This window comes from Capnocytophaga ochracea DSM 7271 (assembly GCF_000023285.1).
Taxonomy (GTDB): Bacteria; Bacteroidota; Bacteroidia; order Flavobacteriales; family Flavobacteriaceae; genus Capnocytophaga; species Capnocytophaga ochracea.
Window position 1 is genome coordinate 752,893 of the sequence record NC_013162.1, and the last position, 20,754, is coordinate 773,646.

A 20,754-nucleotide genomic window follows, 5' to 3' on the forward strand; every position below is an offset into this window, starting at 1 on the left:
AGCTAATTAGTTAGATTTCTTCAGCATCTTCTAAGTTTTCTATTAAAATAGGTTCTTTGTCTTTAAAATGAAAAGAAACTCCATAAGGCTCGCAAAAGCTGAAACTACCTCCGGCAAAATGCAATATCCATTCTTTGTTGTCATAGAACAGGAATTGCGGACTTTCAAAAGGGACTTCCTGCAAGGGAACGCTTAGCAATTGTTTTTCTTCTTCTGAAAGATGAAAGCCATCTGAGCATATCAGCAGTTGTTCTTGAAAATAAGAAAGAGCTTTGGCAACCAACTTATCTGCGCTGTCAAGGATTTGTTCAATAAAAGCAATAGTATCTGCTGTGATGGTTTTACTTTTGCTAAACACAGAAAAAGGCAGCTGTAAAGTTTCTTTGTAGAAATCACTTTTCCACTGATATGAAGCCTCCCAAAAATAGTCGTCTCCCACTTTTTGTGAGAAAGTAAGAGTGCCAAACTTGGTGGTATAATTAGATATGTTCATTGCTTTAACCAATTAATTTCTTCTTTACTAAGGAGAAAGTATTTATATACAAAGTTTTCGCAGGCTTCTTGTTCGCTATCAAAAGACTGTTCATCACAGAAGCAACGAGTATCGGCAAGGCATACCACCCATTGGTTTTCTCGTTCCAGAAGACAAGCGTTATCCACAGCTACATTTCCTTGCTCAAAAGTATTTGTTTTAAAATAACACTGAGCAGGCTTATAGTTCAAGGCTTCTAAAGCTTGTAACAACTCTTTGAATGTAGGAATAGGGAGTTGTTCTTTTATCTGGGCTAAAAGTTGTTGTCTTTTCTTCCTTTCTTGTTTGTTTTTCTTGGAAAACCAAATGAGTATAAACGCCCAAGCCAAAACAGCTATTAATAGAGGGGCAAGTATATTGTAATTCACAAGAGCATTCCACATAGGCTTTTAGGTTTATTCAGATATAATGAACAAAATTGAGGCTATTCTGAGGGTGATTTTGTTATTGTTTTCTTGTTTTTATGAATGTTGTAATTCCTAATACAAAAAATAATACCAAAGAAAGTACCACAAAGATACATTTCATAAGAGAAAAATAGGGCGCTAAGGTCTCTATCCATAAGTTTTCAGGATAGTGTGTGAGCATTGTAATGGTACTAAAATTTTCTGAATAATCAGAAATACCTCCTATTATTGGGAAATATGATAAGAAAAGGAGCTTTCTTTGGTTGAGTTTTTCTAAAAAGAAACGTATCAGTTGATAGTAGGTAATAGCAAACAGACCGGGATATATCATATCCACAGGAATTTGTCGGTATAAATAGAAATGGCGACCTTCTTCACCTAAACGCCTAAATAGCTCTTGAATGTAAGTAGCATCATAAAACGGAGGCACATCTAAAATATCCATTCCTCCAGCCATTGCTTTAAGAGCTGGTACGGTTACCAACATCAAGTAGGCATATAGCGAAGTGGTAATGATAAAAAATATCCAAAGTTTTTTCTTTTTCATTTCTAATTAATTTTTGTTGTTTTACTAAATTATCACGGATATTCCCAATCCTAAGAAAGATTACGGAGTTTACACCCCTAATGCTTCTCTTTCCTTCTTTGGCACTTTGGCGAGTACTTGTTCATAAGAGTGCTGTACCATTTCTTTAATAAGGGCTTCAGGCAGACTCTCTAAAAACACAGTATTCCAATGTTTTTTGTTGAGGTGATAGCCTGCTACAATCTTATCGGGGTATTGCTCGCGGAGTTCTATCGCACGCTCAGGTTCGCATTTGAGGCTAACACTCATAGGCACGCGGTTTAGGTTTATCAGTGCAAAGATACGATTTGCTATACGGAAGACCAAAAAGTCCTCCCCGAAAGGCATATCCTCAGTAGTGTGAGGTAAAGTTAAGCAAAAACCTCTAAAGGTTTCTATGTTCATTTCTTTCGAATGTTATATAATTCACCACGATTTTCACCATCTCTATAAATCAAGATTCTATCGCCCCAGAGGTCTTTTACCTGAACAATGGTTCTCAACCCTTTATCATTCCATTTAAATTGGATTGAATCATTACCAATTTTAAAAGTATAATAGTCATACCCATAAGGGATATACCAAAAGAAAAAATGATTACCCCCTCCGTCATTTCCTAAGGTTACCCTATCAAACTCTATTAAATTTTTATTGATTTGTTCTTTTAGAATATAGTCAAAGAAATCAGTTTTTTTAGGACGTTCCTCGCCATAGTACCATTTGTAATCGCTAGCTCTTAGAAAATATTCTTCTTTGTTCCCTAAACAAATGATGTAATCTCTTAGATTAATAGTTTCTTTTAATCCTCCTAACAAACTATCCATATATCGCCTATTTACATCTCTGATAACATATACATCGTATTTTCCTCTTTTATCTTTTGGAATGTCGTAATTTTTTACAACGCTATCGTATTCCATTTTTTTCAATTCATTTACTTTAATTCTCTTTTTCCAAGGATAAACATACTTATAAACAACAGGATTAAATATATCACCTTCAACTTCATAAAACGTTTTATTCCCTACAAACGTTCCTTTTACATTTAGCTTTTCTTTGATTTTTAAACTTTTATCAAGTAGGAAGAACTCTTCTTTCATAGGTCTGTGGCAATATATAAAACCGTCTGTTCTGTCATAAATAACCGCGTGTTTGTCGATATCTGTAAGCAAAGTATCTACCACAAAAAGATTGGGGTCAAAACCATTGTATTCTGGCATTTCAGGGTACTTATCTTTTTCTGGTACTCCATAACCGCAACTGATACATAAGCATAGTTGTGCTAATAAAATCGCTGTTTTTAAATGAAGGAATCTCATTATTGTAATGTATTTTATTTATGTTACTCGAAAATCTTGATGATTTATTAGTTTATTCTATTTTTCAGTATTAGAAATAGTTTTTCTTATCTACAAATGCTTGCTTTTATAAAATGTGAATTATTATTTTATTCTGATTATCTTTCGCTAAAAGCTTAAACAGATTTCTTCTATTGATGTTTGCTTAGTATTAAACACGAACTAGGAGAATCGCACCAGTAGGGGATAAATCTATTAATGAGCCAATTGACAAATTAGCTAATTGCCAAATTACTCTTCACCATTTTGTATTTCTTCCTTTTTCCCTCTACAGTTGCTACCACTTTAAAACCAAGTTTTGTATAAAGACCTTTAGCTATGAGGTTGTCATCAAATACATTTAGGCTAATAGAATGAACTCTTTTATCCTCAAAAAGCATTGCGATAAATAACTGCATTGCTGAGGTGCCTAATCCTTTTCCTGTAAGCGAAGGATTGATAAGAAATCTACCAATATGTACGTTGCTCCCTTCTACTCTTATTTGCTGAATCATCCCTATAAAACTACCCTCTACCTCAATACGAAAACAGTGAGGCAAAGCATTGAGTGCTTCTATGGTAAGAGGATAAGGCAAAGCATCTCCCGCCCATTGTTGCAAGAAATTAGCATCTTTGCTATTTGTCCAGCGTATAATAGCTTGCTTATCTTTAGTTGATAATCCTTCAGTTATTCTCATTTTTCACTTACTAATACTGACATTCCGGGTCTTAAATCCTTTACTTTTTGGGTAGGGTAGGCTTTGATAGCGAAAGTTTTCTTGTCGAAGTCGCCTTTGCTCTTGGTAGCTGTCCAAGTGGCGAAATCAGCTTGTACGGCTATGTGTTTTACTTCCAACTCTATCTCCTGATTGCCAAGGGCGGGTACGATGCCTTTGAATTTAGTGCCTATCTTGAAGTCTGCCATTTTATCTTCGCGTATGTTGAACACCACCCACTCGTCTTGGGTATCGATGAGGTTCATCACAGGGTAACCCGCATTCACGATTTCGCCTTCGTTGGGGATAATGGTTTGTATCTCGGCATCGGCAGGGGCAAACACTTTAGCACCATCTTTATAGGCATTTACCTCAGTAATGACCCCTTGCGCTTGGGCTACAAGGGCTCGGGCAGCGGTTTTATCCTCTACACGAGCTCCGTTTTTCGCCATTTCGTATTGTGATTTGGCTGCTTCCGCTTGTTTTTGTAAGGCAACCATTTGGGTATAAGCCTCATCTTTCTTTTGAGCAGGCAATACCTTATCGTTATAAAGGTTGCTCACACGCTGATAGGTTTTTTCAGCGAGCTGGGCAGCCGCTTCGGCTTGTTGCCATACATTGTAAGCCCCTTGAATTTGTTCGCTGCGGGCACCGCGTTGTGCTTTATCGGATTGAGCTTGTGCTGCCAAACGTGCCGCTTCGGCTTGAGAGAGTTTGGCATCGAGTTCAGTGCTTTCGAGTTCTAAAAGGAGGTCGCCTTTGTGCACTTGGTCGCCTTCCTGCTTGTAGATAGCTTTCACCCTACCAGGTACTTTGGGGGCAACGTTGATTTGTTTGGCTTCTACTTGTCCTTGCAAATATACAGGTTCGCGGTTACTAAAAAAGTAGATAGAAAGAATAAGAACTACTGCAAATACAGTGATTGTTACAATAAGACCGGTGATGTTTTTCTTTTTCATTGTTTATTTAGTTTAGCCCCCGTTCCCCCGAAGGGGGACAATCCATAAATAGGATAAAAATGAGGGTATTATTATGGTTATTATTTTTGTAATGTATTAATTCTGCTTGCGGCTTCGGCTTCCTTCGAGGCACGAGCTACAAGCTCGCGCCAGAGTATGATTATCAGGGTAGTCAACTTTTCCAAAGTCTAAAACTTTGGCAAAGTATAGCGATATAAGAGGTAAGAGCATTTGTGTCGCTCTACCTTACTTGTTCGCTGAATTTATCACTCATTCCGCAGGTTTCTAACAGCTGAGCGAGAGTTTTGTCCATTTCAAAAAGGGCTTGGTAGCGTTTGATTTTAATAGAAGCCAAATAAAGGTTGGCATCGGCTACATCGGTGGAGGTGGAGAGACCTTCGGCAAAAGCTTTGTCGCGGGCACGTACGAGCTCTTCGGCAAAACGCAAACTCTCTTCTAAGCTGAGGTATTGTTCACGTTGCTTTTCAATCTCGGTGTACTGTTTTTTCACTAAGGTTTGTACATCTTTTTCGGCTTGTGCAGTGATGAGCTCCACACTCTCGCGCATCGCTTTGGCTTGGGCTATCTTGTTTTTGTCCTGTAAACCGTTGAAGAGATTCCACTGTAACCCTACACCTACTACCCAGTTATCGGGTTCGGTTAAAGGTAGATTTTCGCTCCACAAATACTTTTTGCCTACTACGGCTACATCGGGCAAATAAGCGGCTTGTTGCGCTTTTACGCTTTGGGTAGCCATTTGGGCTTTCAGTTTGGCTTGCACAATCATAGGGTAGTGTTCTTTGGCTTGCTGTTGGTAGTACTCAAGCGATTGGAGAGGGGCTACTTCAAAGAGTTCGGTGGTGAGGGCTGTGAGCGGTTGCTCGGTAGTGCCCATTACGCCATAGAGAGCTGTTTGCGCTAATTGTATATCCTTTTCAGCAGCCATCACCTCACGCTGGGCATCGGTAACGGCTTTTTTGGCTTGCATTGTTTCTACGGAAGCTATCATTCCGTTCTTTTCGAGCTTTTGGGCATTCTCATAGTGATGTTGCGCTGTTTCAAACGACTGTTTTCTCACTTCCAACGCTTTTTGGGCTAACTGTACTTGAAAATAACGTTCCGCCAACTCACTGATGAGGGCATTTTCGGTTTTTTTGCTCTCTACGGTGGCTATTTCGGTGTTGAGTGCACTCACACGATTCCCTACACGCACCTTTCCACCAGCAAAAAGCACCCATTTGGCATCGGCGCTTACTTTCCAAATGTCTTGTTTTTGGAACTCATAGCGCCAGTCTTGGGCAAAAAGTGGTTGTATTCTGCCAAGTAGGGGGGTAAGTAGCGGACGCATAGGGGCTGGCACTTGGGTTGCAAATCCCTGTAAGCCACTTTGTAAAGGCGCCTTATACTCGTTAAAGCTCAACGAAAGCGGGTCGGCGAGGTGCATATAGCTAGCGTTAAGGCTCAGTTGGGGCAGATAAAGCCCACGGAATGACTTGCGATTATAATCGGCTGCTTCAGTTTGTTTTTCGATGCCTTTGAGTTTTTGGTTGCCTGAACGCATTTGGCTAAGTGCTTCGTCGAATGAGAGCGATTGCGCTCGTAATGAAGCTGTTATCCCTATAACGAAGAGGCAAAGTAAAGTATATTTTTTCATAAAAGAAAACTTTTTATTTCTACGGGGCAAAATTACGGCGATTTTTCCAGATGAACGACTCGTTTGTTTGCAAAGTTTTTAAGATAGATTAAAAAATAAAGCCTCTTAATTTATTTCTTCTCTATTTGACAGCCGTATGACTTTGTTTTATCAAAGGTTAAAATATATCGTTTTCCTTGGTAGGTGAATCTTACCCCTATTTGAGCTGTATTTTCAAAGGTTTCAGTGCGGGGTAAATCGGAAAGAGCTGTATCGCCTACTTGGATAATATGCATAAACAAGTCTTCTTTAGAAGCCGTTTGTGGGCTCACTTCTATACGCCAGTGTCCCAATTGTGGGTGATTGGCAGGAGGGAGGTTCATATTATACCCATAATCTTGTGGAGTGAGTTTGGGTAGAGGCCAGTTGCGTCCATCAGACCAGAAATCCTTCCCACTTCCTCCTATTTTAGTAAGTGTAGCATTGGCAGGGAATAAAGTACGGCAAATCATCTTGCCTCCGTCGGAGGTTTCCGAGAACTCTCTGCTACCTTTCATCACAGGTTCGTTGATGGTGTGTATCAGCCACGTTTTGGGAAAATTTTTGTCGGTAGCCGTCACCCTATCGAATACTATAAAAAGGTCGGGGTAGAAATATATAAATTCACGCACGACTAACGAGGCTTTTTGGCTGTTGTAGCTTTTAGTAGCATCGGAGGCGAGATATACATAATCGTCAGTGATACGCTTCTCTTTCAGCACAGAGCCTAATATGTTGTTTTGTCCGCCATCGTTGGGGATAGGTTCGAACTTGTTTTCGGTAGAAGCCCCTCCGCCCCAGTATTCGGGCATTTTTTCATTGGGCATTCTGATGGTTACGCAGTTATGGGCTACTGTACGGGCGTAGTAATGCGACAGATGCCAGCCAGGTTCGGGGCGTGTGCCTGTATCTAACGCACGGTAACCTTTTTTGTAGATAGTGAAATGATTATTATCGAAGTGCTTGTGGTAAGAGGTTTTGCCTCCGCTCACAAAAAGAGCATAAGTGTCGTTTTCGCCCGTTCCTGAACGCATAATGACTTCTCCCGTACCCTCGAAATACACGGCACCTTTACCCGAAGGTGTCGCTCCCTGAGTTCCTTGAGGATATTTTTGTAAGAACGGCATAAAGGGTAGTCGTTCTGTATAATGTTTCTTATTGAATAAGCCTAACAGGCGTTGTATATTGGTAGAACTTCCATAAAGAGAGGCTATCTCTCTTAGGTGATAATTGATGTCTCTTTCGGGGAGCAAGCAATCGTAGTGATAACTGTCGCCAAAGCCAAACTCGCGATTGTTTGGTAAGCGATTCCAATCGATATAGTCCAAATATTTAAATACGTAGTTGAGCCTTTGAGAGAGGTCTACGCCTGTGGCTACGCGATGACTGCGAATGAAATTGAAATCGGCGATAGGATAAGCACCTAACGAATAGCCTACACACCCTGTGACAGCCCCTCCGCTCATACCGATAATATCACGACGATATTCTGCCATTTTCATATTTAGGGCAAATCCTTTTTGAAACATATCTTCACAGCGTGCGTTATCAATACCGTCGTTGTGAAAGGTGATACCTATATACCACGGTAGGGCGTCTGTGCCATAAAATCCTGTATTGTATCCCCCTGTATTCTCCCGATTGCGCTCTGGGCGTAGTCCTTTTCCGTGCCAAGCAATATCCATCATTACCTGATAAAGAGGTTTGCCTATTTGCTCGCGTTCTTTGGGGGTTAAGTAGTTGTAAATCCAATCATAAGCGCATAATGCATTGATTTGAGGAAACACATACCAATCAGCATTCAAGTTGTGACTTACCCTAAGGCGGTAATATTCAGTGATTTTTTGTAAGAATTTTTTGGTATAGTCGAGATATTTTGCTTCACCTGTTATCAAATATAATATGGCGACTTGCGATACTTTGGAGATTTTCAAACCGTTATCAGTACCATTCACCGCGGTAGGATTTTCAAAAGAGATAGGTTCATTTAAGAGCTTATCCACATCTCTTTTAGTTTCGGTATACGTATCCAGAGCCGAACTTTGGGTAACGTTTTTGATATTCGGAATATCTTCTTTAGTAATAAAAAGGCGTGGGTGTTCGGTGCGAACAACGCCTGTTATCTCTTGCTCATTAGGGTCTGTATCTTTACGACACGATAGCATCGCTATTAACAGAGTCCATAGCATCATAAATACTGCTTTTTTCATAAGTAAAGAATGTTTTTAGTAAAATGGAATGTGATTTGTTTCAACGATGCAAAGTTACGATGAAAAAATGAGATAAGCAACTGTAGTACGGAAGGGGAAATTAGCAAATTAGCAAATTAGAAAATGAGAGAATTAGCAAATGGGGAGGGTTGAGAAGTTCGGAAGAAAACGGAGATTTTCAGAAGGAGGTTGAAGGGAATTTTGATGAAAAAAGGGTGTAAGGAGGGTGGGGTTAGCTTATAGAGAGCTTATAGGAAGCTTATACGAATCTTGGACGATTGGTATAGAAAGGGTATATAAGTAGTTGATTCATACTGCAATACGACAAGGTTAAAAATGTTAAAATCGGGGTTTCGAGGCGAAAGGAAGAGAAAGTAATAAAGCTCTCACCTGCCCTCTATTTGAGAAAAGGGATATAGTGAAGTAAAGGTTGGGGCGGAAAAATATAAAAGTACAAAAAACTTTTTTTAAAATCAATATTGACTGGTGTTTATTATTTTTATATCTTTGTACCTTATTAAGGTTATACTTTGTATTTTTTAAAGACTTAAGATATGAAAGCAAGAAATATTATAATCTTTATCTTAATTTGCATTGCGTTGTTTTTCTATGTAAATTTCTTTTATGCTATAAAAGTTCCTTATTTTAGCTATGAGGCGATGTCGAAAACATTTTCTGTGCTAATCTTCCCTTTTGTGGGGATGTTTGTGTTCTTTTGGTTTCAAAAAAGAGGTTCTGAGCATTCTTGAGAGTCCTCTTCCGCTATGCTCTCAAAAAAGATTGATAATAAAAGTTATATTGACGTCGGTTAGACATAAAATAGCTGGGGAGGTGAGAGGCTAATCATCGGAAATCAAGGCTACGAATTATGAAATGGCTTTTTAAGACTTCGCTTGCAGATTAGAATTTGGGTAAAGTTTGAGACATTATCAGAATGAGAGACACAAAGGAAGAAAAAAAGCAGCTAATATATGGTATTGCTTCAACGTATTTTGTGATTATGTATAATATTATAAGTGTAAACAAATTGAAATAGAGATATGAAGACAAGTATTATTTTATTTATAGCAGGTGTTGTGCTTATTGTTTTAGGAGCTCTTGCTAAGATATTGCATTGGGAAGTGCCTGTTAGCGGTTCTTTATTTATAGCATTAGGTTTTATACTGGAAATTATAGCTTTATGCTCACTTTTAGCAAGAAGTAGGAGAAGCAGATAGTGTTCCCTGATAGTTAGAGATTTTCTTTATAAAAGGAAGTAAAAAAGCACTAAAGGTAAGGGAGGATAGTTCTTCCTTACCTTTGGTGCTTATAGAAAACGGATTTTAGATTCTATTTTTTGCTATTTTGCTTGCCTAAATAATGGTCGAGTGCTACGGTCATTGAGGGGCTCTCAGGTGAGGGAGCTTTAATATCAATGATAAGACCGGCTTCTTCGGCGGCTTTTAGGGTCGCATCGCCATAGACGGCTATTTTGGTTTTCTTCTGTGAGAAATCGGGGAAACTTTTAAACAGTGCCTCTATTCCTGCGGGCGAAAAGAAAGTAAGAATGTCGTACTTATTTTCTTTAATAGCTGAAATATCGCAATATACAGTGCGATAGAACACTACGCGTTCCCATTTTATCTTGATATCGTTTAAAGCTGCGGTCGCCTCTGGTTTAGGGGCATCGGAACCTGGGAAGAGGAATTTCTCTTCTTTGTATTTTTTGAGGATAGGCAAAAGGTCAGCAAACTCTTTTTTACCTACGTATATTTTGCGTTTGCGATAGGTGATATACTTCTGCAAATAATAAGCGATAGCTTCGGACTGACAGAAATATTTCATAGTTGTAGGCACCTTAAAGCGCATTTCTTCAGCAATACGAAAATAGTGGTCTACCGATTTACGGCTAGTGAGGATAACGGCTGTAAAATTAGTAAGGTCAATCTTCTGCATTCTTACGTCCTTAGCGGTCATTCCTTCGACCTTAATAAAGGGCACAAAATCCACTTTTACTTTGTGGTTTTCAATAATTTGTGCATAAGGTGAGCTTTCGGCTTTCGGTTCTGGTTGCGAAACTAATATCGATTTTACCTTCATAAATGTTATTTCTTTACACCTCCTAACGCCCTATTATGAAACAAATTGAGCCATTTTCTGTACTTCAATTAAGTATTTTGTTCCATAGATGAGAAAGATATAGGGTGCGATTTCGAGGGTGCAAAGATACAAAATAAAATAGAATAAATAGGGTTTTATTTCTTTTTGATTGTTTTTTATGATTTTAAACCATCCTAATACATTGATTGCTAACAATATGGATACTAACACGAAAAGTAATAAAAATAGCTGTTTTTTATTGGTGAAAGGGATATAAACCCCCAAAAAGAGGAGTATAACCATTACAATTGCAGCATAAGATGAATAAGAAACCCTGGTGAAGATGTAATCTCTTGCGAAATCATAAAGGTCGAACAAGCTACTAATCCATTGTTGTAAGAGGAGTTTTGTGATTAACAGTGAGAAGACTATAAGCACCAATTCCAGAAACATAAACTGAGAGTTGTAAAGTTCTGTGATGCCAAAATTCTTTAGCATAACATAGAAAAGAAGAGCTAAACACACACATTGCAAGAGAAAAAGCACTGTCATAAAGAGGTGCAATCGGCGTTCCTTTTTGCCGTAAATAACAATATATTTATTGTTAAACAGTAAGTTTTGATAATCGGCAAAGTGTTTAGGGTAGAATATACGCAGGAAAGCCACCAACCCAAAGATGAGTAGGAAGGCAGGAAATATCCACGAAAGATAAGACTGATGTAGTTCTAAGGCTTCCAAATACTGTATTTTATTATGGTTCGACTGTTGCTGGGTTCTCTTTTAGGGTCTCTAAGGGTAGCTTTCCAATGCTATCGCGTTGTTTTTTGAGTTTTTCTTCCACCTTTTTCACTATACGGTCATAGTCTTTAGGTAGGGAGGCGTAATAAACCATATTTTGTGCGAGCGAAAGGCTATCGAGCTGATATTTCTTATAGATGAACTGTTGTGGATTGAACTGTAAAGAATCTAGCATTTGGGCTTGTGAAACCTTCATAGATTCTAAAACAGCCAAATCGTAGAGCAAACTTTCCATTTGCTTTTCGTCTAAAAACTTATCGGGTTTGGGTACGATGTTCTTTTTGCAGGCTACTACAATGAATAGCAAAGCGAATATATAAATGATTTTTCTCATAGTCTTATCTGTTAAAAGTGATGCGTTGCCCCTGAGGCTCTGCAATTACCTTGCCATTGTGGTACACCTCTTTGCCATTTACGAAGGTACTCACTACAGCCGAGTGAAATTGTTGCCCTTCGAGCGGACTCCATCCACACTTGTAGAGCAGGTTGTTTTTTTGTACCGTCCACTGTGTATCCATATCCACCAAAACAAGGTCGGCGTAATACCCTTCGCGTAAGAAACCGCGGTCTTTTACCTGAAAAAGGATTGCGGGATTATGACACATTTTCTCTACTATCTTTTTGATAGAAATGGTGCCTTTGTAAGCTTTTTCGAGCATTGTCACGAGCGAGTGTTGCACTAAAGGCGCCCCCGAAGGGATATTCAGATAGCCCTTGCGCTGTTTTTCTTCGAGGGTATGAGGAGCGTGATCGGTAGCAATCACATCGAGACGGTCGTCTAAAAGGGCTTGCCACAGCGCAGTACGGTCATCGGCAGTTTTTACCGCAGGATTCCATTTGATGAAAGCTCCACGAGTAGTATAGTCTTCATCAGTAAACCACAAGTGATGCACACATACCTCAGCGGTGATTTTCTTGTCCTTTAGCGGAATATCATTGCGGAAGAGTTCGGTTTCTTTAGCCGTAGAAAGGTGGAACACGTGGAGGCGTGCGCCCGTTTTTTCAGCTAAAGCAATAGCACGTGAAGAGGACAGATAGCAAGCCTCAGCACTGCGAATATGAGGGTGCATCGCAATAGGGATATCCTCGCCGTACAATTCTTGATAGTGGGCTAAGTTCTTGCGAATAGTCGCTTCATCTTCGCAATGGGCAGCAATTACTAAATCGACATTATTGAAAATAGCTTCTATGGTTTTCTCGTTGTCTACGAGCATATTCCCCGTAGAAGAGCCTAAGAAAAGTTTCACCCCTGCACAAGCATTTTTATCTAAGCGTTTCAGTTCTTCGAGGTTGTCGTTTGTACCCCCTAAGAAGAAAGAATAGTTTGCAAATGATGATTGTTTGGCAATCGCAAATTTCTCTTCCAAAAGCGGAATTGTTATGGTTTGAGGTACGGTGTTAGGTTGCTCAAAAAAGGTAGTTACGCCCCCTGCTAACGCAGCACGGCTTTCGGTAGCGATAGTAGCTTTGTGAGTAAGCCCAGGTTCGCGGAAATGCACTTGATCGTCAATCACCCCAGGAAGGAGGTATTTGCCTTCGGCTTCCACCACCTCATAATTCCCTTTGGGAGTGATGTGAGTACCTATTTGGGCAATGCGCTCTCCCTCAATCAGGAGGTCGCCTTGAAAGAGGGTATTTTCGTTTACGATGATTGCGTTTTTGATGAGGGTTTTCATTTCAATTATTCATTGTACACAAGGTGTTTATACGTTCCGCCAGCGAGGGCTTGGTGGTTTACATACGTAAATCCTAAACGGGTGTAAAGGCGTTCGGCAGCGGGGTTTTGTACATCTACGAGTAAGCCTATGGGCTGAGTAGTGACCTTTTTGAGGTGGGCTACCAATTGTGAGCCTATGCCCTTGCCTTGAGCAGTGGGCAATACGCTAAGGGTGTCTATATAAAGTTCACCTTCGGCGGTCTCGTCCTCTAAAACAATATCAATACCATAGCTACTGCGAATGAGTGCTAGCACAGGGGCACGCAAGGTGTGCAAGTGAGCACCATCATAGGCAATAACCGACCCTATTACAGTATTGTTTTCCTCATATACCCAAGCATTCTGGTAGGAATACTGATTGCCTTCCTGCTTAAAGAGATTTTGGAGTAGTGCAATGGCATCTTCTCTATGTTCTTTGCCAATCATCTTATAGACGATTTCTTCCATTGCCTGAAACATTAGTGGGGCAACGGCAGAGGCATCGGTAGGGGTTGCGGGTCGTATCATCAGTTTAAAAATATCAGTTTTTGAATGAGAGGTTCCCCTAAACGTTCGTTGAGGTTATCAATAATCTTACTCTTGCCATAACTCAGTTCGTTACTAAGTGCAGGCGAGGTAAGGTGGACGTATAATGTACTGCCTTTTAGCTCTACTGAGGAGGTATACTTAGCGATTGCTTTGCCCATCAGCTCATTCCACAGTTCCGGTAACGAGGCTTTCTGTAGTCCGTACGTTAAATGATTTTGTTTGACAATTTGCTGAATGACCTCTGAAAGAGTATTTGTATTTCCGTCCATAAATGCAAAGGTACAAAATAATTGCGAATGACGAGTTACAAATGGCGATTTTTTATTTTTCTCTTCTGATAGGACATTTAATGTTCTAACTTTTTCAAATTCTCCTTTCTTGTAAATATTAAAATACCTCTCTGATGTTTAAAATTATATTACATTAAAAAACAATAAATTATATTTCTAAAAGAAAAAAAACTTCACTGAAATTTGCTCAGTAACATTATTCTTTGTAATTATGCATTGAAATTATAAAAACACCAACAAAAATGAAAAAAATAATAATAATTTTTGCTATCACTTTAGCAGTGATATCTACTACTTACGCACAAGAAGTAGTGACAGAAACAACAGAAGAGATGACCGCCAGCAGTACACAAGAACCTATTGTAGTACAAGAAAAAAATCCTCTCTCTAAACGCCTCTTTTTTGGTTTTAGAGGAGGCTTAAATGTATCGACCCTTTCTTTTTCAGAAGTGTATGGCGCTATAAAGAATGATCAAAATACTTTTTCTCGCTATAATGCGGATCTAGGAATGGGTAGCAAAGCAGGGTTTCATATAGGAGTTTTGGCAGAATATAAAGTAAGTGATAAACTATTTTTAGAAGGAGGAATTGCTTACTCTAAACAAGGAGCCAAGTGGAAGAAAATAACTATGACTTTTATTGGGACACCTCCAACTATTAATGGAATACAATTGCCTTATAGCATATCTGGAGACGTTAAAGAAGCTTCTTTTATTCTTCATCAAATAAATATTCCTTTATGGTTAAAATATGATATTTCATATTTTCGCCCTAAAGTAGGTTTAAATTTTGGTTATGTTGCAAGTATCGCAAGCAAAATTTCACAAAACAATCTCTCTATGGCAATGTCAGAGGATTTAGATAACAGTTTTGACTTTGGAATGGGCTTTGGAATGGAATATAATGTGCCTTCTGGTTTCTTCTTTGATATAAACTATATTATAGGACTTTCAAACTTGAGCGATGCTGATAGCGTTACGCAAGTTAAGTTTAAAAACCGCGTCTTACAATTAGGTGTAGGATATAAGTTTTAATTCCTCACCATCGAAAACGGCATAGGTAAAGTAGTGTATCCAGTCGCCGGTGTTGATATAAGTGCTTCCCTCCCCTACTTTGATAGTCATTGGCAGGTGGCGGTGACCAAAAAGGAAATAGTCGTAATGTTGCGTCTCAAGTTTGCGTTTGCAATACTGTACCAACCATTCGTTATCTTCGCCTAAGAAACGCACATCTTCAGCCCCTGAGATGAGTTTGTTTTTCACTGAGAGGTATTGCGCCAATCGCACACCTATATCGGGGTGTAACCATCGGAAGAGCCACTTACAAAACGGATTAGTAAAGACTTTCTTCATCCGCTTGTAGCCTTTATCACCGGGACCTAAACCGTCGCCGTGTCCTATCAAGAAGCGTTTACCATTACATTCTACTTCCAGCGGGCGACGGTATACGGGAATGTTCAATTCGGTCTGGAAATAATCGTCCATCCACAAATCGTGGTTGCCTACGAAAAAGTAGATAGGGATACCACTATCTCGCAGTTCAGCGAGCTTTCCAAGAGTGCGTACAAAGCCTTTGGGGACGACCATTTTGTACTCAAACCAAAAGTCGAAAAGGTCGCCTAAAAGGAATATTGCCCCTGCATCAGCTTTGATAGTATCAAGCCATTGCACAAACTTTGCTTCGCGAGGTTTGCTTTCGACAGCAGTGGGTGCTCCGAGATGATTATCGGAAGCAAAGTATATCTTTTTATTTTCAGCTAATTCTATGGATAACATTATTTTTTAAGTTATCATTTACACAAAAATGTCTTTTCATATCAATGAGCAATATGATATGGAAAAAAATGGCGTTTTTTTTCCACGTTATACCATACGTGGCAAAAAAAGACGTTTTTTTGCTACGTTATACTTTTCGCTTCTTGTAAGGAAAGGGTATTGATGAGAATTTGCTCATTGGGTATCGTTTTTACTACCCCTTTCAGTTCAGCTAAATGCCTATGTGATAGCGTGAGCTGTTTGAGTATCTCACGGGTCTCAATCTCTGGTGGAGGTGGTAATAAGGGTAATGTAAAATCTGTTTTCATTATCAAACATTCATCAGTTCAGTGAGGTCTTTTTGTAAAAACTCGGTATCGATATACACTTCTTTAGGGTCTTGAGGGTTGTAATACACATTGATATAGCCTTGTACATTGAGTTTTACTTGCGCTACACTGGCGTCTATATCGGCAACAGTAGTTTGATATACTTTTACAGGAGTAGTAGTTTTGTCGTAACACCTTATATAACTAAGCTTCAATTTTTCTTCTCCTAATCGCAATTTACTGAATAACATTGTCTCAGTGAGAAGCATTGTTTCCTCGAAATCACTTTTCATACGATTGTCTTCTACGGCTTGCAAATCGAAGGTAGTATTTTCATTCATCACATCGCAATGGTCAGCATCAATACGCTTTTCTCGCCAGTGTTTACGAATATAGTTTGGTGTATTCCTGTTTAAGGTCTTTTGAGTAAACGAATTGCGCAAACGTTTCTTGACGTTTGTTTTGTAAAACCAAAAGATAATGCTTAATATAATTATTAGTACAAGTGCCATAGTTTACATATTTGTGTTATGAATTTTTTTAAAGGGTTAATTGCCATTAGCCCCTACAACAGAACGTAAAAGCAACTGATTGTCGATATAATCAAATTATCCAAAGGTGCGAGCCGCACAGGCAAAAACTTTGGCAAAATGTATAACGCCTTACATTCCTCTTAATTATCTGAGGCGAACCATTCGGCATAGGAGCTTTCAGTTTCGCATAGGCGTACTGAAAAGAGCTCGACTCCGGCGGGTAGTTGGTAGGCGATGCGTCGAGCAAAGTCGGTTACGAGGTTCTCGCTGGTGGGCTGATAGGGCACGGTGATGATGCGATGACCTTTGGTGCGCAATTCTTCGGCTAATGCCTTGTGAGGTGAATGTTCGTTGAAGACCATAGCGTGGTCGAACGCTTCGATGATTTGCTCCTGCACGATGCGTTTGAGGTCGCCGAAGTCTATTACCATACCGTTTTTCACGTTATGGGGGTCGGTAATAGGTTCGCCTATGACAGTTACGTAGAGCTTATAGCTGTGTCCGTGTAGGTTTTTGCATTTGCCATCGTAGCCGTAGAGCGCGTGTCCTGCTTCAAAATCGAATTTTTTAGTAATGCGAATCATAACAATGAATAATTAATATTTCAGTTGATAAGTAGTGTTTTGATGTATGTTATAGGTTCGTATTATTTTAATCTCTGAGATTTTCTTTTCACCACCTTGCTGTTTATAATTAATATAATAATCAATCACTTTGTCTACTGGTAGATGAATAGGTTTGTTGTTTTTATCTTTTTGTACGATTGTTTGGCTACTAATTCTCACTACATATTTTTCGTTGTTTTTTAGGAGTTCTCGAAAGGTATATCTCTTTTCTGTCCCGTTTTGTATACGACTGATAAGCGCTTGTAAAGAGTTCCATTTCTGAGTAGCATATTCTCCAGATATTCTTGATTCACCTTCAATACGTCCGTTTGTAATAGCTTCTTCTTTTATAGTTTTGACTGTACTATCAGCATTAAACTCATAGCTATATTTACTTATAAAATCTGAAGGCAACCCATTTTGCTGATAAGTAGTTTGTTGAAGGAGATTTTTAGTACCTTTTCCCCTCGGAATGAATATTTGTTTAAGAAAATAATCTTTATATCCGGTTACATCGTGTATTTCCAAAAGACCTAAGAAAAAATTGTTTTTATTAAGATTTTGCGTATAAGATAGGGTACATTCTGTAAGAGCGTCATAAATTTTAAGGTTTATTTTGGTACAGTTATCATCTTTCCAAGAGTATTGATTTTTACCTGCTTGAAGCAATTGTTGCTTTTCATTATAACGAATATCGAAGTCTGTGATATTTCCGTCATTGTTTAGTGATAGTTCTTTTACTCCTTGTTCGTCATCAAAATTCGATAAAGTAATTTTGTTTGCACTATATGCTGCTGTAACAGTAGTAGCTGTTCCTTCGGTAATATCATTTGTTTTTAGTGTTATAAGCCTTCCTTGGGTATCATACTGATAAGATACCACAATTTCTTTCGCTGTAAAGAAATATGTACCTAACTGAGTATCGTTCAAAAAATCTTCACCTTCACTATAGTCATTATAGTTATTGCTAAGGTCAAAATCGACATAGGAAAAACGGACCTCAGAAGGTTTTGGCACTTGTATTTCTTCTTTGGGTTTATCCTTTTTAGGTTCATCATCTTTATTTCCACAGCTTATCAGAGCGAGTGAAGCAAATAATAAAATTGTTTTAAAAATGTTTTTCATTGTATAGTTTTTTGTATTAAAGTGCAAAGGTATGAAATAATTAGGAAATTAGAAAATTTGGAAATGAGAGAATGGGGTACTGGCTACAAGAAAAGCACCAACGGAGGGAGTTCTGAAGAGAGGAAAAATAAAAGAGATAATGGTGAGATATGTGGTTAACAACTTTGGTAAAATAGGGAATAAAGGCTTTGAGAAATTGGTAATTTGAGAAATTATCAGTATTTTTGCACCTATTAAAATCACATTTATTAAATGTCAATAAGTAATGAGAAGGGTATTTTTGTTTTGGCTATTAGCTTCCTCTTTTGTTCAAGGGCAGACTTCCATTTGTATAGGTGAACAATTATCGGTTTCTTCTAAAGTGTTAGGTGAAACGCGTACTATAAGTGTGTATTTGCCTGATTCGTATTACGACTCTACTTTAAAAAAGACAAACTATCCTGTGATGTATCTGCTTGATGCAGAAACAAACTTCAACTATTTTACTACTTTGATGGAGAAATTGGCTCAGGGAATCCCTAATGTACCTGAAATGATTGTCATTGGAATTGAAAACACACAGCGCGAAAGGGATTTTGGGAGCGATAGTGACCGTTTTTGGCAGTTTATGGCTGATGAGCTTATTCCTTTGGTTAAAAAGCAATACAGATGTAGTGATTTTCGCATTTTAGTAGGTCACTCATTGAGTGGATTGGCGGTGGTTTCAGCTCTTAACAAACATACAGAGCTATTTAATGCTTATATTGCACACGACCCGAGTTTGTGGTGGGGAGAAAACGATGGAGAGCGGTTGTTCGAAGCGAATAAAGGAAAGGATTTTAAACATCGGATTTTTTATTTATCGTATTCGGGGAAGAAGGTGCGCAACAATGGACGCAGTAGGCATCGGGAGGCGATAGAGGCGGTGCAGACAATGGCTGCAAAGGGAGCTTTTAAGAATTTGGAGACTTATTTTGTTGAATACCCTAACGAGAATCACGGCACAATACAAGTGGTAGGAAATATGGATTTGATGCGGAGGCTTTTTGCAGAGATGTTCATCGACCGCAACGATATTGAGGAGAATCCAGCAGTTATCCAACAGCGGTATGAGGCGCTTTCTAAAAGGTTACATTATAAGTTTGTGCCGAGTGAGAAGTATTTGAGAAATACCGAGAAATGGCTGAAGAAAGTAAAATATGAAAAGTAAAAATAGGAAAGGTGCTTAGAGAGATTGTCTTCTAAGCACCTTTTTGTTTTATTATTTGAAGTGACCGATAGCGTTGATGAAAGAAGCGCCTTTTACAGTGAGACCTTTGGTGGCTAGATTGGTAGCAGGATCAATTACATAGATAGCAGGATCACTGTTTTTTACATTTACTGGTAGATAGATTTTACCATTGTAGACAGCAAGCTCTACGGGGTTTGACGTCATATTGGCAAAATCAGAGAGAGCTGGCAGTCCGGTTACCCAGTTGAAAGATTTAGCTTCCATATCTACAATAGCAAAGCGGTTTACATCTACTCCATTGAGGGCAGCTTTTGAAGCATCATTAAAGAACTCAAGCAAGAACTTATTACCAGTGATATGCCATACACGACGGAAGATTCCGTTACCGGATACTGTTGAGATATCAAAGAAGTAAGAGCTATCAAAGTCGGTAGCTCCTTGTTTGATACGCAAAGCACCTGCAGGTTTTGTTGAAGCAACATCGGAGGTTTGAGGAGCTTTTACTTTAGGAGGATTCTTAGCAATTGCTCCTGAGAACACATATACATCGCCATTATCGGCTTTACCCATTTCTAACAAATATTGAGATTTGAAACGACCTGCGCTATAGCTGAGCTTATCGCTTTTATAGCTACGTTTGAGGTTCAAATCTTTATCGAGTACCCCTACATATACTACATCGGGATTGTGGATTTTACCGGTACTTGAACCTTGAGCTACTTGCACATCTTTGTAATCAGAAACTATCATACCGCTGAAGAACTCACCGTTACCATTGTCTAAGATACCAGCAAACGACACGATTTCTTGAGTAGAAGAGGAGGTGTTCATCTCAGGAAGGAGATTTGCTGTATGGATAGTTTTGGTAAAAGCTTTGGTATAATTGTTGGCATTGCGGAAGTTGAAGGTTGCACCGTCCTTTTTGCCTTCGTATTCTTGTCCGCCTACTACAGTTATCCAATAATCACTGAAGAAACCGAAAGTGGTGGCACGTTCGGCTACGTCAAAATCAGTAAGGTGTTTTACACCTTGAGCTGTTTTTTCGTAAGAAATACCGATACCAGCTCCTTTAAAGCCATAGGATAGACCTACTGCTGTGTTCTTGTTGAACTGCCAGAAATAGCCATTAGCTTCTTTGAATTGTTCTTGGTTAGCAGAAAGAGGGAGTTCCCCATTTTCTACGTTTTTAGCGACCAATAGATAACGAGTTTTATTTTGATCACCTCCAGCATCGATGAAGAAGTTAGCTCCCTCTGCAGAAGGAGGAGGAACTGGAGTATTATCGTCTTTTTTGCAAGACGTAAGGGCTACGAAGCTAACTAATGAGCCTACAAGTAGCGTTTTTTTGAATGTTTGAAAATTGATATACATATATTTATTTTTAGGTT

23 protein-coding genes and 1 pseudogene are annotated in these 20,754 nt (G+C 39.0%); 3 read left to right on the forward strand and 21 right to left on the reverse strand.

Annotated features, from left to right (window positions below):
- Nucleotides 1–10: 10 nt before the first annotated feature.
- The 9 genes from COCH_RS03035 to COCH_RS03075 all read right to left on the reverse strand — a co-directional run bounded on the left by COCH_RS03035 (nt 11) and on the right by COCH_RS03075 (nt 8,398).
- On the reverse strand, nt 11–493 hold the full coding sequence (locus tag COCH_RS03035) for a hypothetical protein (protein ID WP_015781876.1): 483 nt from the start codon (nt 491–493) through the stop codon (nt 11–13).
- Nucleotides 490–915: a hypothetical protein gene (locus COCH_RS03040; protein WP_015781877.1), complete on the reverse strand. Its 426-nt coding sequence runs from the start codon at nt 913–915 to the stop codon at nt 490–492. Before COCH_RS03040 ends, COCH_RS03035 begins: the two co-directional genes overlap by 4 nt.
- 61 nt (nt 916–976) lie before the next feature.
- Nucleotides 977–1,486, reverse strand: a complete 510-nt coding sequence (locus COCH_RS03045; RefSeq protein WP_015781878.1) for a hypothetical protein — start codon at nt 1,484–1,486, stop codon at nt 977–979.
- A gap of 69 nt (nt 1,487–1,555) precedes the next feature.
- Nucleotides 1,556–1,909 carry an MmcQ/YjbR family DNA-binding protein gene (locus COCH_RS03050; RefSeq protein WP_015781879.1) on the reverse strand — a complete coding sequence of 118 codons (354 nt, stop codon included), beginning with the start codon at nt 1,907–1,909 and terminating at the stop codon, nt 1,556–1,558.
- A complete protein-coding gene (locus COCH_RS03055; protein ID WP_015781880.1) occupies nt 1,906–2,823 on the reverse strand; it encodes a hypothetical protein in 918 nt (305 codons plus the stop codon). The genes COCH_RS03050 and COCH_RS03055 overlap by 4 nt, the downstream gene beginning before the upstream one ends.
- Nucleotides 2,824–3,077: 254 nt before the next feature.
- Nucleotides 3,078–3,539: a GNAT family N-acetyltransferase gene (locus tag COCH_RS03060; RefSeq protein ID WP_015781881.1), complete on the reverse strand. Its 462-nt coding sequence runs from the start codon at nt 3,537–3,539 to the stop codon at nt 3,078–3,080.
- Nucleotides 3,536–4,516, reverse strand: a complete 981-nt coding sequence (locus COCH_RS03065; RefSeq protein WP_002674037.1) for an HlyD family secretion protein — start codon at nt 4,514–4,516, stop codon at nt 3,536–3,538. The genes COCH_RS03060 and COCH_RS03065 overlap by 4 nt, the downstream gene beginning before the upstream one ends.
- Before the next feature lie 241 nt (nt 4,517–4,757).
- The gene (locus COCH_RS03070; protein WP_015781882.1) at nt 4,758–6,170 is read right to left on the reverse strand and encodes a TolC family protein; all 1,413 of its coding nucleotides are present in this window, start codon (nt 6,168–6,170) and stop codon (nt 4,758–4,760) included.
- 110 nt (nt 6,171–6,280) lie between these two features.
- Nucleotides 6,281–8,398 (reverse strand): heparinase II/III domain-containing protein, encoded by a 2,118-nt coding sequence (locus COCH_RS03075; protein WP_015781883.1) that lies wholly within the window; start codon nt 8,396–8,398, stop codon nt 6,281–6,283.
- Between the two features lie 1,040 nt (nt 8,399–9,438).
- Here COCH_RS03075 and COCH_RS12160 point away from each other — a divergent pair.
- Entirely contained in the window at nt 9,439–9,615 is a 177-nt protein-coding gene (locus tag COCH_RS12160; RefSeq protein WP_167524721.1) for a hypothetical protein, read from the forward strand.
- A gap of 112 nt (nt 9,616–9,727) precedes the next feature.
- Here the strand turns inward: COCH_RS12160 and COCH_RS03085 are convergent, their stop codons facing one another.
- The 6 genes from COCH_RS03085 to COCH_RS03110 are packed head-to-tail and all read right to left on the reverse strand — an operon-like array spanning nt 9,728 to nt 13,789.
- Nucleotides 9,728–10,477: a uroporphyrinogen-III synthase gene (locus COCH_RS03085; protein ID WP_009410955.1), complete on the reverse strand. Its 750-nt coding sequence runs from the start codon at nt 10,475–10,477 to the stop codon at nt 9,728–9,730.
- Between the two features lie 33 nt (nt 10,478–10,510).
- A complete protein-coding gene (locus COCH_RS03090) occupies nt 10,511–11,215 on the reverse strand; it encodes a DUF4271 domain-containing protein (protein WP_015781884.1) in 705 nt (234 codons plus the stop codon).
- Nucleotides 11,216–11,228: 13 nt separating this feature from the next.
- Nucleotides 11,229–11,609, reverse strand: a complete 381-nt coding sequence (locus COCH_RS03095) for a DUF4296 domain-containing protein (RefSeq protein ID WP_015781885.1) — start codon at nt 11,607–11,609, stop codon at nt 11,229–11,231.
- A gap of 4 nt (nt 11,610–11,613) precedes the next feature.
- Nucleotides 11,614–12,951, reverse strand: a complete 1,338-nt coding sequence (locus tag COCH_RS03100; protein ID WP_015781886.1) for a dihydroorotase — start codon at nt 12,949–12,951, stop codon at nt 11,614–11,616.
- Between the two features lie 5 nt (nt 12,952–12,956).
- Nucleotides 12,957–13,499 carry a GNAT family N-acetyltransferase gene (locus COCH_RS03105; RefSeq protein WP_015781887.1) on the reverse strand — a complete coding sequence of 181 codons (543 nt, stop codon included), beginning with the start codon at nt 13,497–13,499 and terminating at the stop codon, nt 12,957–12,959.
- The gene (locus tag COCH_RS03110; RefSeq protein WP_015781888.1) at nt 13,499–13,789 is read right to left on the reverse strand and encodes a DUF721 domain-containing protein; all 291 of its coding nucleotides are present in this window, start codon (nt 13,787–13,789) and stop codon (nt 13,499–13,501) included. Before COCH_RS03110 ends, COCH_RS03105 begins: the two co-directional genes overlap by 1 nt.
- Before the next feature lie 263 nt (nt 13,790–14,052).
- Here COCH_RS03110 and COCH_RS03115 point away from each other — a divergent pair, with 263 nt between their 5' ends.
- Nucleotides 14,053–14,844, forward strand: a complete 792-nt coding sequence (locus COCH_RS03115; protein ID WP_009410949.1) for a porin family protein — start codon at nt 14,053–14,055, stop codon at nt 14,842–14,844.
- Here the strand turns inward: COCH_RS03115 and COCH_RS03120 are convergent.
- The 5 genes and pseudogenes from COCH_RS03120 to COCH_RS03140 all read right to left on the reverse strand — a co-directional run bounded on the left by COCH_RS03120 (nt 14,821) and on the right by COCH_RS03140 (nt 18,156).
- Nucleotides 14,821–15,585, reverse strand: coding sequence for a UDP-2,3-diacylglucosamine diphosphatase (locus COCH_RS03120; protein WP_015781889.1), 765 nt, complete (start codon nt 15,583–15,585; stop codon nt 14,821–14,823). The two genes, COCH_RS03115 and COCH_RS03120, sit on opposite strands and share 24 nt — an antisense overlap.
- Nucleotides 15,586–15,716: 131 nt before the next feature.
- Nucleotides 15,717–15,893 (reverse strand): annotated as a pseudogene (locus tag COCH_RS03125) (Fic/DOC family N-terminal domain-containing protein); the annotation flags it as partial.
- Nucleotides 15,894–15,895: 2 nt separating this feature from the next.
- Nucleotides 15,896–16,405 (reverse strand): hypothetical protein, encoded by a 510-nt coding sequence (locus COCH_RS03130; protein WP_015781891.1) that lies wholly within the window; start codon nt 16,403–16,405, stop codon nt 15,896–15,898.
- A gap of 161 nt (nt 16,406–16,566) precedes the next feature.
- Nucleotides 16,567–17,010 carry a 6-pyruvoyl trahydropterin synthase family protein gene (locus COCH_RS03135; RefSeq protein WP_015781892.1) on the reverse strand — a complete coding sequence of 148 codons (444 nt, stop codon included), beginning with the start codon at nt 17,008–17,010 and terminating at the stop codon, nt 16,567–16,569.
- A gap of 12 nt (nt 17,011–17,022) precedes the next feature.
- The gene (locus tag COCH_RS03140) at nt 17,023–18,156 is read right to left on the reverse strand and encodes a hypothetical protein (RefSeq protein ID WP_015781893.1); all 1,134 of its coding nucleotides are present in this window, start codon (nt 18,154–18,156) and stop codon (nt 17,023–17,025) included.
- A gap of 265 nt (nt 18,157–18,421) precedes the next feature.
- On the opposite strand from COCH_RS03140, the gene COCH_RS03145 reads away from it, so the two are divergent.
- Entirely contained in the window at nt 18,422–19,345 is a 924-nt protein-coding gene (locus COCH_RS03145) for an alpha/beta hydrolase (protein ID WP_015781894.1), read from the forward strand.
- 51 nt (nt 19,346–19,396) lie between these two features.
- On the opposite strand, the gene COCH_RS03150 is transcribed toward COCH_RS03145, so the two are convergent.
- Entirely contained in the window at nt 19,397–20,737 is a 1,341-nt protein-coding gene (locus COCH_RS03150; protein WP_015781895.1) for a DUF4374 domain-containing protein, read from the reverse strand.
- Nucleotides 20,738–20,754 lie beyond the last annotated feature (17 nt).